Here is a 12,999-nt window from a genome sequence, read left to right as displayed (position 1 = left end):
CGCCAGCACGCTACTGCACGGGCGTGCCCGGTCCGTACTCGCCCGCCCGAATCGTCTCGTCCACCTCCGCCACGCGCTCGCGCTCCTCCACCGCGAAGCGCTCCGCGTCCAGTTGCTCGGCGATCTCCTCGTCCTGGGCCATCAGCAGGTCCAGGTTGGAGTCGCCCAGCTCCAGGACGCCCATGTCGACATAGGCCTGCTGCAGGCGCTTGCCCCACAGGCCGATGTCCTTGACGCAGGGGACGATGCGACTGAACAGCAGCTTGCGGAAGAGCTGAAGGAACTCGGACCGCTCGCTCAGCTCCTCCGCCTCCGCCGTGGGGATGCCGAAGTTCTCCAGCACCTCGACCCCGCGCAGCCGGTCGCGCATCAGATAGCAGCCCTCGATGACGAACTCCTCGCGCTCGCGGAGCTCGGCGTCGGTGAGCTGCTTGTAGTAGTCGCGCAGCGCCATGCGGCCGAAGGCCACGTGCCGGGCCTCGTCCTGCATGACGTAGGCCAGGATCTGCTGCGGCAGGGGCTTGTCGGTGGTGTCCCGGATCATCCCGAAGGCGGCGAGGGCGAGCCCCTCGATGAGGACCTGCATGCCCAGGTACGGCATGTCCCAGCGGCTGTCGCGGAGCGTGTCGCCCAGCAGGGCCTGGAGGTTGTCGTTGATCGGGTAGAGCATCCCGATCTTCTCGTGCAGGAAACGGCCGTAGATCTCGGCGTGCCGGGCCTCGTCCATCGTCTGGGTCGCGGAGTAGAACTTGGCGTCCAGGTCGGGGACGGACTCCACGATCCGCGCGGCGCAGATCATCGCGCCCTGCTCGCCGTGCAGGAACTGGCTGAACTGCCAGGAGGCGTAGTGCATGCGGAGCTCGCCCTTGTCCTTCTCGGTGAGCTTCGGCCAGTACTTGCTGCCGTAGAGCGACAGCGCCTCGTCGGGGGTGCCGAGCGGGTCGTAGGGATCGACTTCCAGGTGCCAGTTGATCCGCTTCTGCCCGTCCCACTGCTTGTCCTTGCCCTTCTGGTACAGGGCGAGCAGACGGTCGCGGCCGTCGTCGTACTCCCAGTTGAACCGGGCGGCGCCGGTCGCGGGCACCTGCCAGAGGGAGTCTCCCGGATCCTTGGCGTACAGGTCGTAGGTCGGCATACCTGGCAGGCTCACACGTAGACGCCGAGTCAACAAGTCATGCGCAGGGGATTGACGGTCTTACTGACAAGCAGTCTCATAAGAGGCGGACGACGAACCCCCGGTAACGGAGTGAGGGAGCCATGACGACCGTGACGGAAGCCGACGCGCTGGACGGCCTGCGCGATGCGCTCGGCCTGCTCAAGGACCGGGAGCAGGTGGCCGAACGACTGCTCGTCTCTTCCGCCAAGCACTCCTTCGACCCCGACGAGGAGCTGGACTGGGACGCGCCCTTCGAGGAGGGCAAGTGGTTCTGGCCGCCGGAGCTGGTGTCGCTGTACGACACCCCGCTGTGGAAGCGGATGAGCGAGGAGCAGCGGATCCTGCTCTCCCAGCACGAGGCCGCGGCGCTGGCCTCGCTGGGGATCTGGTTCGAGATCATCCTGATGCAGCTGCTGGTGCGGCACATCTACGACAAGGCGGCGACGAGCGCGCACGTGCGCTACGCCCTCACCGAGATCGAGGACGAGTGCCGGCACTCCAAGATGTTCGCCCGGCTGATCTCACGCGGTGACGCGCCCTGGTACCCGGTGAGCCGGGCCCACATGAACCTCGGCCGCCTGTTCAAGACGATCTCCACCACGCCGGGTTCCTTCACCGCCACCCTGCTCGGCGAGGAGGTCCTCGACTGGATGCAGCGGCTGACCTTCCCCGACGAGCGGGTCCAGCCCCTCGTGCGCGGGGTGACCCGGATCCACGTGGTCGAGGAGGCGCGGCACGTCCGGTACGCCCGCGAGGAACTGCGCCGCCAGATGCTGACGGCCCCCAAGTGGTCCCAGGAGTTCACCCGGGTCACCTCCGGCGAGTTCGCCCGCGTGTTCTCGGTGGCCTTCATCAACCCCGAGGTCTACACGAACGTGGGCCTGGACAAGCGGGAGGCGATGGCCCAGGTGAAGGCCAGCGCCCACCGCCGCGAGGTGATGCAGACCGGGGCGAAGCGGCTGACGGACTTCCTGGACGACATCGGGGTCCTGCGGGGCGTCGGACGCCGGCTGTGGAGGTCCTCGGGCCTGCTGGCGTAGCGGCCGGACGGCGGGGCTCACGCGTGCCGGCACCCGGGAACGAGGCCGGGCCCGCCCCGGCTCCGGGTGCCGGTCCTCGCGGTCGCGCGATTACGCTTCCTGGCATGACCCCCGCCGCCCCCACCCCCGCCTACCGTCGCCTCAACGTCGAGGAGCGGCGCAGTCAGCTGCTCGACGCCGCGCTGTCGCTGTTCGCGCACCGCGCGCCGGAGGAGGTCTCGCTGGACGACGTGGCGGAGGCGGCCGGAGTCTCGCGGCCGCTGGTGTACCGGTACTTCCCGGGCGGCAAGCAGCAGCTGTACGAGGCCGCGCTCAGATCGGCGGCCGACGAGCTGGAGCACTGCTTCGACGAGCCCCGCCAGGGCCCTCCCCTGACCCGCCTCTCCCACGCCCTGGACCGCTATCTCGCCTTCGTGGACGAGCACGACGCCGGCTTCAGCGCCCTGCTCCAGGGCGGCAGCGTGGTGGAGACCTCCCGTACCACCGCCATCGTGGACTCGGTGCGCCGGGCCGCCGCCGTGCACATCTTCAACCACCTCGGCATCAAGGATCCGGGGCCCCGGCTGCGCATGACCGTGCGGATGTGGATCACGGCCGTGGAGGCGGCCTCCCTCATCTGGCTCGACGAGGACAAGCAGCCGCCCGTCGGTGAACTGCGCGACTGGCTGGTCGACCAGTTCGTGGCGGTGCTGGCGGTGACCGCCGCCCGCGACCCGCAGACGGCCGGCCTCGTCGCCGGGCTGTCCGAGGATGGCTGAAACTGGTTCCGTGAAGAGTCAGGACACCCCCTTCGAGGGCGGGCCCATGGACGGGCGCGTGCTCCCCGTGCTGCTGGGCCCCACCGGCCATCCCCCGAAGACGTACCGCATCCCCGTCCCGGACCCGCACGGCGGCAGGCCGACCGTGCTCGTCTACCGCCGCGTGCCGCGCACCTACAGCAGTCGCCTGCGGCTGGTCCAGGGGTGGAAGTACGAGTACGACCCCGAGGGCAGGCGCGGCTCCAAGCTCAAGTGGCCCTGGTCCAAGCCGGACACCACGTCGTCCGGCAAGCCGGATGACACCGAAGGGTGACATCGTTGCGCCGAACCGCGCAGCCTTCACACGCTACCCGGGCATGTACGTCTGATGCTCTCGGTGCGGAGAGTGGCGGAGGGTCCGCCCGCCCCGCACCGGAGGTGAAGACGTGTCAGGAAGCCTTCTGCGCCTGGCCTGTGCGGCCGCCGTCGCGGGCCCCACGGTCCTCGCGCCGCTTCCCGCCGTGGCCGTGCCCGAGCCGGGGCGGCCGGTCTCCCAGCTGCTGACGGATCTTCAGCAACTGTACCGGCAGGCGGAACAGGCCACCGAGACCTTCAACGCCAGCAAGGAAAAGTTGAAGACACAGAACGCCCAGGTGGCGAAGCTGGACGCCGAACTGGCCCGCGCCCGGCTCGCCCTGCACGACAGCCGGGCCGCCGTCGGCCGACTGGCCCGGCAGCAGTACCAGGGCAGCAGCGCGCTCTCGCCGTACCTGCGTCTGCTCCTCGCCCGCGATCCGCAGCACGCGCTGGACGAGGGTCATGTGATCGGGCAGTTGTCGCGGGAGCGGATCAAGACGGTGCGGCGGCTCGCCGAGCACGAGAAGAAGAAGGACGAGCTGGTCCGCGAGGCCCGCAAGGCGCTGGACGGCCAACGCACCCTCGCCGAGCGGCAGAAGAACGCCCGGGACGAGGTACGCTCCCGTCTCGCCCAGGTGGAGAAGATGCTCGCCACCCTCAGCGGCGCCCGGCTCGCCGAACTCGCCGCGTTCGAACAGAACGGGGTCGCCGAGGCGCAGAAGAAGCTCGTCTCCTCCGGCGCGCTCAGCACCAGACGGACTCCTTCGCAACAGGGCGACCGGGCCGTGCGCTACGCCGTGGAGCAGCTGGGGAAGCCGTACGAGTGGGGCGCCCAGGGCCCGCGGTCGTACGACTGCTCGGGCCTGACCTCCGAGGCCTGGGGACACGCCGGTACGCCGATCCCGCGGACCAGCCAGGAGCAGTGGACGCGGCTGCACCGCATCCCGCTGACCGAGCTGCGCCCCGGCGACCTGGTCCTCTACTTCCCGGAGGCCACGCACGTGGCGATGTACCTGGGCGACGGCATGGTGGTCCAGGCCCCGCGCCCCGGCGACCGCGTCAAGGTCTCCCCGATCGCGTCCAACCCCATCCTGGGAGCGGTACGGCCGGACCCCAAGGCCAAGCCCCTCCCGCTCTACAACCCGCCGGGGCTCACGCCCCTGGGGACGCGGGGCACCGCGCGACCGGCCACGTCCACCTGACAGCCCCCCGGCACCCGCGCCCGCAACGGCGTCTAGACCCCGGTCACCGAGCCGAGGTAGGCCGCGGTCTTCTCGGGCTCGTAGAAGAAGTTCTCGAAGTCGGCCGGGTCGTTGAAGGCGTTGGCGAACCGATTCGCCACCGGCGGGAGCTGGCCCGCGGCGCCGATCAGGTTGAGGATGTGCTCCGGCGGCGGCGCCAGCATCGCGTTCGTCCACTTGGTGACGTGCGTCGCCGTCGCCCAGTACCGGTCGAAGGTGGCCCGCATCCAGGCCTCGTCGAACTCCTTGTCCCCGTGTTCGAGGATCGAGGCGAGGTAGGCGGCCGCGCACTTGGCGGCCGAGTTGGAACCCTGGCCGGTGATCGGGTCGTTGGCGACGACCACGTCCGCGACGCCCAGCACGAGGCCGCCGCCGGGGAGGCGGCCGACGGGGTTGCGGACGGTGGGGGCGTACCGGCCGGACAGGGTGCCGCCGGCGTCCGTCAGCTCGACGGCCTTGGCCCGCTCGAACTCCCAGGGCGTGAACTTCTCCATGAGTTCCAGGGTCAGGGAGAGGTGCTCCGCCGGGTCCTTGACGCCGTTGAAGACGTCCAGCGGGCCGCCGGGTATGCCCTCCCAGAACAGGATGTCGGCGCGGCCGGAGGTGGTCAGCGTCGGCATGACGAACAGCTCGCCGACGCCGGGGACCAGGTTGCAGCGGACCGCGTCGAACTCCGGGTGCTCCGGGCGCGGGCCGAGACCGTGGACGTACGCCACCGCGAGGGCGCGCTGTGGCTCGGTGTACGGGGAGCGCTCTGCGTCCCGGCCGAACATCTGGACGAGTTCGCCCTTGCCCGCCGAGACCAGCACCAGGTCGTACGTACGGGAGAAGTAGTCGAGGTCGGAGACCGCCGCACCGTGGATGACCAGCTGGCCGCCGCGCTGGGCGAAGGTCTCCATCCAGCCGGCCATCTTCACCCGCTGGTCCACCGACTGCGCGTACCCGTCGAGCCTGCCCACCCAGTCGATCGCCCGCTGGGTCGGACCGGGGTCGTGCGAGCCGGGGGCCGCCACCGAGACGCCGAGTCCTTCGATCTTCGGGGCCTGGGACTCCCAGAAGTTCAGCTGGAGATCGCGCTCGTGCTGCAGTGCGGTGTCGAACATGCACTGCGTCGACATGACCCGTCCGGAGCGGATCTCGTCCGCGGTCCGGTTCGACATCAGGGTGACCTCGTATCCGTGCGACTGGAGTCCGAGGGCGAGCTGGAGGCCGGACTGGCCGGCTCCGACGACGAGTATCTTCCGCATGCGGGTGAGGGCTCCTAACGGGGACTTACTCGGGGGTTTCGTCGAGCGCGTGGCCGACGAGGGCCAGAAGGGTCTCGATCGCCGAGATCCGGCGCCGCGCGTCCATGATCATGACAGGTATGTGCGCGGGGATCGTGAGGGCCTCCCGCACGTCCTCCGGTTCGAACCGCTCGCTGCCGTCGAAGTGGTTGACGGCGACGACGTACGGCATCCCGCAGCTCTCGAAGTAGTCGAGCGCGGGGAAGCAGTCCTTCAGGCGGCGGGTGTCGGCCAGCACGACGGCACCGATCGCGCCGCGCACCAGGTCGTCCCACATGAACCAGAACCGCTGCTGGCCCGGCGTGCCGAACAGGTAGAGCACCAGGTCGTCGTCGAGCGTGATGCGGCCGAAGTCCATGGCCACGGTGGTGGTGAGCTTGCCGGGCGTGGCGGTGAGGTCGTCGGTCTCCTCGCTCGCCTCGGTCATCAGCGCCTCGGTCTGCAGCGGCGTGATCTCCGAGACGGCGGTGACCAGCGTCGTCTTGCCGACGCCGAAGCCGCCGGCCACGACTATCTTCGTGGCTATCGGGGCACGGGTGCGGTCCGTCTGCCAGGACTTCAGGTCCTCGTCGGGCTCGGAGGACCCGAGGAGGGGAGCGACGCCAGGAGCGGCGTCAGAGACGACGGAGTCCACTCAGCACCCTTTCCAGCAGAGCGCGGTCCGGGCGGCCGGTGCCGTGACCGGTGCCGGTTCCATATACACGGATCTTTCCCTGGTCCGCGAGGTCGCTCAGGAGCACGCGGACCACGCCGAGCGGCATCCTCAGCAGCGCGGCGATCTCGGCCACCGTACGCATGCGGCGGCACAGTTCGACGATGGCCCGCATCTCCGGCATGACCCGGCCGGCGGCAAAACCATTCGCCAGTTCCTTGCGCTCCTCGGGGGCCTCCAGAGCGGCCACGAACGTCTCCACGAGGAGGACGTGACCGAAGCGGGTACGGCCGCCGGTGAGCGAGTAGGGGCGGACGCGGGCGGGCTTGCGGTCGTCGCCGCGCACCGGGAGCCGCCTCTTCGGACCGCCGCCGCTCATCGGGTGCTCCGCGCCGACTCGGTCTCCAGGGATTTGCGGAGTTCGCTGCGGAGTTCCGGGGTGAGGACGTGGCCGGCGCGGCCCACGAAGAGCGCCATGTGGTACGCCACCACGCTCATGTCGCAGTCCGCGGAGCCGTGCACGCCGAGCAGCGAGCCGTCGCTGATGGACATCACGAAGAGGCTGCCCTCGTCCATCGCGACCATCGTGTGCCGGACGCCGCCGAACTCCATCAGGCGGGCGGCGCCGATGGTGAGGCTGCCGATGCCGGAGACGATGGTGGCGAGGTCGGCGGAGGAGCCGCGCGGGCCCCTCGGCCGCTCGCTGCGGGCCTCCCTGGCATCGGCGTTGGCCCCGGGGTCGGAGGAAAGGAGCAGCAGACCGTCGGAGGAGACGACGGCCACCGACTGGATGCCCGGCACCTCCTCGACGAGATTGGTCAGCAGCCAGTGCAGATTGCGGGCTTCACTGCTCAGTCCGAAGGTACTGGGCGCGGTCAACTGCTTGCCTCCTCGACTGTGCCCCCCGTGGCTTCTTCGGCATGTACTGGTACGGAGTCGGGCCCCTCGTTCTGGGCCGTCCGTTCGGCGATCTCCGCCGCGACGTCCCGGTGGCCGGCTTCCGCCCCCCGACGGAAACCGCCCAGACGGCGGCGCAGTGCCTCGGCGTCCACCGAGCCGGTCCGCCGGCGCGGGGCCGGTACCGGGTCGCTGATCTTCGGGGTGCGCTTGGGCAGCCCCTTGTCGGTGACCCGCTCCTGCGTCTCGTCCGCCGCGCGCTCGTGCGTGTCCGGACCGATGGCGTAAGGGTCCGCGGAGACCTCCGGTGCCAGCAGCTCCATGGTGGTCTCGACGGGAGCCGTGTCCGGCTCGACCGAAGACTCGGGGTGCGACAGCGGCTGCGGCGCGGCGGAGGGCTCCGGATGCGGCGCGGCCGACTCCGGTTCGGGCGCGGCCGGCTCGGGCTCCGTCGTCGGCTCGGGCGCGGCCGGCGCGGGCTCCGCCATCGGCTCCGGCGTCGTCGTCTCCCGGACCGTCTTCTCCGCCAGTGTCACCAGCGGGTCGGTGTCCTTGGCGCGGCCGTACAGCACGTTGGAGTTGGCCTCGGCGTCCGCGCCGGGCAGGGTGACGGCGGGGATGCCGCCGACCACGGTCGAGGAGGACGGCACCGCAGTCGCCGGGGGCTCCGCCAGCAGGGTCTGCGGCAGGACCACGACCGCGGCGATACCGCCCTGCTTCTGCTCGCGCAGCTGGACGCGGGAGCCGTGGCGGTGGGCCAGGCGGGCCACGACGTACAGGCCGAGCCCGAGGCCGTCCTCGCCCTCCTGCTCGTACGGCGACTCCGGGTCGAAGTCGGCGAGGCGGGAGTTGAGGCGCTCCAGGCGCTCGGCGGTCATGCCGATGCCCTCGTCCTGGACGGAGAGCATGACCTCGCCGCTCTCCAGCAGCCAGCCGGAGACCTCGACGGGCATGTCCGGCGGGGAGAACGTGGTGGCGTTCTCCATGAGTTCGGCCAGCAGGTGGGAGAGGTCGTCGGCCGCGAAGCCCGCCACGTGCGCGTGCGGGGGCAGGGCGGCGATACGGACCCGCTCGTACCGCTCGATCTCGCTGACCGCGGCCCGTACGACGTCCACCAGCGGGACCGGCCCGTGGTGCTGCTGGACGTGCTCGGTGCCGGACAGGACGAGCAGGTTCTCGCTGTGGCGGCGCATGACCGTGGCGAAGTGGTCGAGCTTGAAGAGCGTGGCGAGCCGGTCGGGGTCCTGCTCGCGCTCCTCCAGGCCCTCGATGACAGCCAGCTGGCGCTCCACCAGGCCCAGGGTGCGCAGCGCGAGGCTGACGAACGTACCGCCGATGCTGGTGCGCAGCCGCTCCAGCTGGGCGCTGGACTCGGCGAGCTCGGCGCGCAGTTCCTCGCGGGCGTCGGCCATCTTCTGTCGCTGGCCGACCAGGTGCTTGCGGTCGGTCTCCAGGGTGGCGATGCGCTCGTGCAGGGTCGCGGCGTGCGCGTGCAGGGCGTTGACGGAGCGGACGACCTGGGCGAACTCGTCGTTGCGGCCGGTGAACTTGATCGGCTCCTCGGCCCCCGGGTTCTCGGCCTCGGCCAGCCGGGCCGAGCCGCGGCGCAGCACCGAGAGCGGGCGGGTGAGGGTGCGGGCCATCGCGGTGGCGATGCCGACGGCGACGAGCATGAGGGCGCCGAGCACCGCGATGCGGATCTCCAGCGCCGTGACGTCGTCGTCGCGCAGCCCCTCGAGTTCCTTGGTGCGGTGGTCGAAGAGGGAGGACTCGACGCCGCGCATCATGTCGACGCGGGCGGACAGGGCCGCGTCCAGCTTCTTGGTGCTGATGGCGAGGTCGCTGTCGGAGAGCGTCGACTCGTCGGTGAGGGCGGCGAGGTACTTGTCGGCGGAGTTGACCTCGGGGCCGGTGACCGTGGAGTCGTACGAGGCCACGGCCGACTTGGGCGCGGAGTCGCGGAAGTCGGCGAGGGCGGCGTCGGAGCGCAGGCGGGCCTGCTGGGCGGCGGCGCTGAGGGCGTCGCGCTGCTTCTGGCCGGCCGCGGAGGTGACGGTGGTCGTCGTGGGCAGGCCGGTGGTGGGGCTGATGATGGTCTGCGTCGTGGCCGGCACGTCGAGGGCCGCGAGGAGCAGGCCGCGGGCGGAGGCGGACTGCTGGACGGCGGAGTCGAGCTCGGCGAGGGCGTACGTCCCGGAGCCGGCCCGTGGCGGCATCTGCTCGGCGAGGTCCTCGGCGAGCAGATGCAGTTCGATGATGGCCTCGGAGTAGGCCTGGTGGGCCTGGAGGGCGGTGCTTTTGCCGGTGAGTGCGGCGCGGCGCACGGCCGCGACGCCGTCGAGGTCGTCCCGCAGCCAGCCGGGGGTGTCGGTGTCCGCGCGCAGGTCCTCGACCTGCCGGTCGACCCGGGCGCTGCGCTGCTCGGTGGGCGCCTTGGACTTCGGGCGGCCGGCCGCTATGTAGGAGGTGACCTCGTCGCGCTCGTCGGCGAGCGAGTGGGCGAGGGCGAGCGCGTGCTGGGTGCGGCCGGCCAGGGTCACCAGGTTCTGGGAGTCGCTCAGTTGCCCGGAGGCGGCGAGGACGGACGGGGCTCCGGCCCCGGCGATGGCGGCGGCCACGACGGCCACGGCGACGATCAGCCGGTTGCGTACATGGGTCGGGCGACCGGTGCCGACGGAGGTGCGCTCGGCGCCCCCTTCGGACGCGGTCCGCCTGCCTGTGCCCCGAGGCCGCTTCTTCTGCACCGATGCTCGCAATCCTGAACTCGTGTACTGATGGGCCCGGGTGGCACGTCGTCATCTCGGCGCCGAGCACGTGCGTACCCGGTACGGTCCCCGACCCTCCCAGCGCCGGTGGGCGGTGGTCGCGCATCACCTGACCCGCCACCCGAAGGAGTGAACCTCGGAGGGGAGTTGGCGGGCAAGTTCCCCCGGTGTGTGCGGGGGCGGTTCCCGGCGGGCCGGTTGGACGCGGGCGGCAGGCTTTGGCAGTATTCGCCACCACGCTTTCCCGGAGTGCGCTATTCCACCCCAAACCAGGCGTCTGACCTGCGCGGCTGTGGAGATTCCCGGACGGTTGCCAGCCTTTGGCGGACGGCGTGAAGGGCTCGTGCAGACTGGCCGAATGCGTACTGAAGTCGTTTCGGAGCCCGGCGTCCCCGACCGCCCCAACGAGGACTTCGCCGGTGTCGGACTACCCGCCTCCGGACAGGGTGGTTGCGTGATCGTCCTGGACGGGGTGACCCCGCCGAAGGACGGTACGGGCTGTCTCCATTCCGTTCCCTGGTTCACCGCGCGGCTCGGCGGGGCGCTGACCGAACTGACCGTTTCCTGCGGAGATCTGACGCTGACGGAGATCCTGGCGCTGGCGATCCGTCGCACAGCCGACGCCCATACCGCGACCTGTGACCTTTCTCACCCACGCACCCCTCAGGCAACGGTGGTCCTGACCCGCTGGTCCCAGGACACCGTCGAGTACCTGGTCCTCTCCGACTCGGCCCTCCTCCTGGAATCCCCCGGGGGCACGGTCACCGCCGTCCTGGACGACCGCCTCTCCCTCCTCCCCCGCACTTCCCTGGCCACGGACGCCCTGGTGGACTCCACCGTCCGCAACAAGGAGGGCGGCTTCTTCACGGCCGCCGCCGATCCCTCGGTCGCCGCCCGCGCGGTCACCGGCACCCTGCCGCGCCGCGAGGTCCGTGCCCTGACCGCGCTGACCGACGGGGCCACCCGCTGGGTGGAGAAGTTCCGCGAGGGCGACTGGACGGACTGCTTCACCGTCGTACGCAAGGAGGGCGCCCGGTCCCTGGTCGACCGGGTGCGGAACCTGGAGGAGGCCGACCGGGAGGAGCGGGCGTTCCTGCGGCGCAGCAAGACGCACGACGACGCGACGGTGGTGTACGTGGAGTGGTGAGCGGGGTCGCGGGAGCCCGCGGGCCGGGTCGGCGCCCGGCGTAAGGGCTACTTCTCCATGACCCCGTTCAACTCGTGCAGCAGTCGGGCCAGTTCCGCGACCTCGGTGCGGTCCCAGTGGGCGAGCTGGCTGACGTAGCGGGCGCGGCGGGCCTCGCGGACCCGGCCGACGCGGCCGCGGCCCTCGTCGGTGAGGGTCACCAGCCAGGCGCGGCCGTCCGCCGGGTCCGGCTCGCGGGTGACCAGACCGAGTTGCTCCAGGGCACGCAGCTGACGGGACATGGTGGCCTTGCCGACGCCGATGTAGCCGGCGAGTTCGGTGGCGCGCTGGCGGCCGTGCTCGTCGAGACGGACGAGCAGTCCATAGGCGGCGGACTCCAGGTCCGGGTGGACCTCGCGGGCCATCTCGCCCTGGCTGGCGCGGGCGCGCCGCAGCAACACGGTCAACTCGCGTTCCAGGGCCAGGAATTCCTGGTCTGCACCACTCGGTGTCACCTGGGCGGACACGCGATGTCCGTTGCGGTTTGCGTCCTCGTGCACGTCAGCACCCCTGATCGGTTTCGCGGTCCTGAAAGTTTCTGCCAAACGCCGCCATTGCCGCAGCTCCGTAAGTATTTCTCAGGCGTAGACCAACGGCAGCCTCCGGACCCCCTTCCCGCCCCTCTTCTACGTGCGTAGCTTGTTGACCAGGCAAGAGATGGCATGCCCACTCCAGTGGGTCATCCGCGGTCCCCCACCCCATCCCCGGGGTTCCCCCCACCCCATCCTCGGAGGCACGTCATGCCCGTGCACAGACCCGGCTCCATCCGCCCGCGCGCGCTCACCGCCGTCGTCACGACGCTGCTGGCCGCACTCTCCCTCACCCTCCCGCTGTCCACCGCCGACGCCGCGACCACCCCCTCCCGCGGCTCGGCCCACATGGGCATGGGCGTCCTGGCCCACGACGGCCAGGGCGGCACGCCCACCACCGATGACGTCACCCAGACCGAGGGCGTCGACGTCGCCGGCTATCAGGGCAACGTCGCCTGGTCGACCCTGTGGAACAGCGGGGTCAGGTGGGCCTACACCAAGGCGACGGAGGGGACGTACTACACGAACCCCTACTTCGCCCAGCAGTACAACGGCTCCTACAACGTCGGCATGATCCGCGGCGCGTACCACTTCGCGACCCCGGACACCACCGGCGGCGCCACCCAGGCCAACTACTTCGTCGACCACGGCGGCGCCTGGTCCAGGGACGGCAAGACCCTGCCGGGCGCGCTCGACATCGAGTGGAACCCGTACGGCGCCTCCTGCTACGGCAAGTCGGCGAGCGCCATGGTCAGCTGGATCGGCGACTTCCTGAACACCTACCGGGCCCGCACCGGCCGGGACCCGGTGATCTACACGGCCACCAGCTGGTGGACCCAGTGCACCGGCAACTACGGCGGTTTCGCCTCCCGCAGCCCCTTGTGGATCGCGCGCTACGCGTCGGATCCGGGGACGCTGCCGGCCGGGTGGTCGTACTACACGATGTGGCAGTACACGTCCTCCGGCCCGACGGTCGGGGACCACGACAAGTTCAACGGGGCCCTGGACCGGGTGCAGGCACTCGCCAACGGATAGCCCCGGACCCGGGACCCGCGGCGGGGGGCCCCCCCGGGGGGGCGCCCCGCCCCCGGGGACCCCGGGGGGGGGGGGGGCCAAGGCCGCCGGGCAGTGCCCCCCGGGGGGGACCGGCCC

General features: G+C 71.1%; 13 protein-coding genes. 6 read left to right on the top strand and 7 right to left on the bottom strand.

Annotation, left to right across the window (positions count from 1 at the left end; translation table 11 throughout):
* Positions 1–10: 10 nt before the first annotated feature.
* Positions 11–1,135, bottom strand: a complete 1,125-nt coding sequence (locus tag ACWGKT_RS08485; protein WP_453272992.1) for a ferritin-like domain-containing protein — start codon at positions 1,133–1,135, stop codon at positions 11–13.
* Positions 1,136–1,257: 122 nt separating this feature from the next.
* Here ACWGKT_RS08485 and ACWGKT_RS08480 point away from each other — a divergent pair, with 122 nt between their 5' ends.
* The 4 genes from ACWGKT_RS08480 to ACWGKT_RS08465 all read left to right on the top strand — a co-directional run bounded on the left by ACWGKT_RS08480 (position 1,258) and on the right by ACWGKT_RS08465 (position 4,492).
* Positions 1,258–2,196 carry an AurF N-oxygenase family protein gene (locus tag ACWGKT_RS08480; RefSeq protein ID WP_356142091.1) on the top strand — a complete coding sequence of 313 codons (939 nt, stop codon included), beginning with the start codon at positions 1,258–1,260 and terminating at the stop codon, positions 2,194–2,196.
* A 104-nt stretch (positions 2,197–2,300) separates the two neighbouring features.
* Entirely contained in the window at positions 2,301–2,954 is a 654-nt protein-coding gene (locus tag ACWGKT_RS08475) for a TetR/AcrR family transcriptional regulator (RefSeq protein WP_453272991.1), read from the top strand.
* A gap of 10 nt (positions 2,955–2,964) precedes the next feature.
* A complete protein-coding gene (locus ACWGKT_RS08470; RefSeq protein ID WP_453272990.1) occupies positions 2,965–3,267 on the top strand; it encodes a hypothetical protein in 303 nt (100 codons plus the stop codon).
* 112 nt (positions 3,268–3,379) lie between these two features.
* A complete protein-coding gene (locus ACWGKT_RS08465; RefSeq protein WP_453272989.1) occupies positions 3,380–4,492 on the top strand; it encodes an NlpC/P60 family protein in 1,113 nt (370 codons plus the stop codon).
* A gap of 32 nt (positions 4,493–4,524) precedes the next feature.
* Here the strand turns inward: ACWGKT_RS08465 and ACWGKT_RS08460 are convergent, their stop codons facing one another.
* The 5 genes from ACWGKT_RS08460 to ACWGKT_RS08440 are packed head-to-tail and all read right to left on the bottom strand — an operon-like array spanning position 4,525 to position 10,110.
* Positions 4,525–5,778 (bottom strand): styrene monooxygenase/indole monooxygenase family protein, encoded by a 1,254-nt coding sequence (locus tag ACWGKT_RS08460; RefSeq protein WP_453272988.1) that lies wholly within the window; start codon positions 5,776–5,778, stop codon positions 4,525–4,527.
* Positions 5,779–5,803: 25 nt separating this feature from the next.
* Positions 5,804–6,451, bottom strand: a complete 648-nt coding sequence (locus tag ACWGKT_RS08455) for a GTP-binding protein (RefSeq protein ID WP_356142103.1) — start codon at positions 6,449–6,451, stop codon at positions 5,804–5,806.
* Positions 6,432–6,848, bottom strand: coding sequence for a DUF742 domain-containing protein (locus ACWGKT_RS08450; protein ID WP_453272987.1), 417 nt, complete (start codon positions 6,846–6,848; stop codon positions 6,432–6,434). Before ACWGKT_RS08450 ends, ACWGKT_RS08455 begins: the two co-directional genes overlap by 20 nt.
* Entirely contained in the window at positions 6,845–7,348 is a 504-nt protein-coding gene (locus ACWGKT_RS08445; protein ID WP_356142106.1) for a roadblock/LC7 domain-containing protein, read from the bottom strand. The genes ACWGKT_RS08450 and ACWGKT_RS08445 overlap by 4 nt, the downstream gene beginning before the upstream one ends.
* Positions 7,345–10,110 carry a nitrate- and nitrite sensing domain-containing protein gene (locus ACWGKT_RS08440; protein WP_453272986.1) on the bottom strand — a complete coding sequence of 922 codons (2,766 nt, stop codon included), beginning with the start codon at positions 10,108–10,110 and terminating at the stop codon, positions 7,345–7,347. Before ACWGKT_RS08440 ends, ACWGKT_RS08445 begins: the two co-directional genes overlap by 4 nt.
* 379 nt (positions 10,111–10,489) lie before the next feature.
* Between ACWGKT_RS08440 and ACWGKT_RS08435 the strand changes: the two genes are divergently transcribed.
* The gene (locus ACWGKT_RS08435) at positions 10,490–11,278 is read left to right on the top strand and encodes a hypothetical protein (protein WP_453272985.1); all 789 of its coding nucleotides are present in this window, start codon (positions 10,490–10,492) and stop codon (positions 11,276–11,278) included.
* 47 nt (positions 11,279–11,325) lie between these two features.
* On the opposite strand, the gene ACWGKT_RS08430 is transcribed toward ACWGKT_RS08435, so the two are convergent.
* The gene (locus ACWGKT_RS08430) at positions 11,326–11,817 is read right to left on the bottom strand and encodes a MarR family winged helix-turn-helix transcriptional regulator (RefSeq protein ID WP_453272984.1); all 492 of its coding nucleotides are present in this window, start codon (positions 11,815–11,817) and stop codon (positions 11,326–11,328) included.
* A 240-nt stretch (positions 11,818–12,057) separates the two neighbouring features.
* Here ACWGKT_RS08430 and ACWGKT_RS08425 point away from each other — a divergent pair, with 240 nt between their 5' ends.
* Positions 12,058–12,882, top strand: coding sequence for a lysozyme (locus ACWGKT_RS08425; RefSeq protein ID WP_453272983.1), 825 nt, complete (start codon positions 12,058–12,060; stop codon positions 12,880–12,882).
* Positions 12,883–12,999 lie beyond the last annotated feature (117 nt).

This window comes from Streptomyces sp. NPDC054794, from assembly GCF_053611585.1.
The sequence above is the reverse complement of the archived record's forward strand: the minus strand, read 5'-3'. Positions and strand labels throughout refer to the sequence as shown.

What these genes read in the sequence shown, in the direction of transcription:
- ACWGKT_RS08485 (WP_453272992.1), bottom strand. Translation starts at nt 1,135, where the DNA reads ATGCCGACCTACGACCTGTACGCCAAGGATCCGGGAGACTCCCTCTGG.
- ACWGKT_RS08480 (WP_356142091.1), top strand. Translation starts at nt 1,258, where the DNA reads ATGACGACCGTGACGGAAGCCGACGCGCTGGACGGCCTGCGCGATGCG.
- ACWGKT_RS08475 (WP_453272991.1), top strand. Translation starts at nt 2,301, where the DNA reads ATGACCCCCGCCGCCCCCACCCCCGCCTACCGTCGCCTCAACGTCGAG.
- ACWGKT_RS08460 (WP_453272988.1), bottom strand. Translation starts at nt 5,778, where the DNA reads ATGCGGAAGATACTCGTCGTCGGAGCCGGCCAGTCCGGCCTCCAGCTC.
- ACWGKT_RS08450 (WP_453272987.1), bottom strand. Translation starts at nt 6,848, where the DNA reads ATGAGCGGCGGCGGTCCGAAGAGGCGGCTCCCGGTGCGCGGCGACGAC.
- ACWGKT_RS08435 (WP_453272985.1), top strand. Translation starts at nt 10,490, where the DNA reads ATGCGTACTGAAGTCGTTTCGGAGCCCGGCGTCCCCGACCGCCCCAAC.
- ACWGKT_RS08425 (WP_453272983.1), top strand. Translation starts at nt 12,058, where the DNA reads ATGCCCGTGCACAGACCCGGCTCCATCCGCCCGCGCGCGCTCACCGCC.